1 protein-coding gene is annotated in these 899 nt (G+C 50.9%); it reads left to right on the top strand.

Features of this window, described 5'->3' with window-relative positions; genetic code table 11:
- The coding region (locus tag NOM06_RS20800; protein ID WP_255913032.1) for an IS110 family transposase at nucleotides 1–748 on the top strand (748 nt) is incomplete at its 5' end.
- Between the last annotated feature and the right edge of the window lie 151 nt (nucleotides 749–899).

Consider the following 899-nt stretch of genomic DNA (forward strand, 5'->3'; position numbering starts at 1 on the left):
AGAAGCTATCTGCGAAGCCGTCACTCGACCCAATATGCGGTTTGTGCCTATCAAAAGTCCTGAACAGCAAGCCGTTCTGGCACTTCATCGGAGCCGCCAGGGATTCATCAAGCAGCGGACCGCACAAGCTAATCAAATCAGGGGATTATTAGCTGAATTTGGCATTGTCATGCCTATCGGGATCCACCAACTACTGCGACGGTTACCTGAGATCCTGGAGGACGCAGAGAACCAGTTACCCAACCTGTTTCGTGTTCAACTGAGTTTGCTACAGAAACATATTGAGTATTTGTTTGATGTCGTGTCGACGCTCGACAAGCAGATAGAGCACTGCCATCAGCAAAACTCGCTATGCCAGCGTATTGGTAAGATCCCGGGTATCGGCCCCATCACCGCCAGTGCGTTGATTGCGACCATAGGCAACGCCAACAATTTCGAGAATGGCAGACAACTTGCTGCCTGGCTTGGCTTAGTGCCACGCCAGCATTCCAGTGGAGGTAAACAACTGCTGCTTGGGATAAGCAAACGCGGCGATACCTATTTGAGGACCTTGCTTATCCATGGCGCCAGGGCTGTTTTACAGTCCGTCAAACGTAAACAGGATACCGTATCGGGTTGGGCCAGTAAGCTATTGGAGCGCCGGAATAACAATATTGCCTCGGTAGCATTGGCCAATAAGAATGCACGGATAGTGTGGGCCTTATTGGCCAAAGATCAGGAATACAGCGCGCCAGTGATGAAGGCTTAATATTCGGAGTCAGCAAGAAAGGGATAACACCACCGGTTGCCCAAGCAAGCATGAAGTGATGGCAAGACAGGCCAGACCGTGATGGGGAAAACCCGGTTTAGGCAAGGCTCTTGAAAGAGCGAGTTGTTGATTGAGGCCTCCATCAGCGGAT

It is taken from the genome of Aeromonas sp. JL9 (assembly GCF_024436075.1).
GTDB lineage: Bacteria > Pseudomonadota > Gammaproteobacteria > Enterobacterales > Aeromonadaceae > Aeromonas > Aeromonas veronii.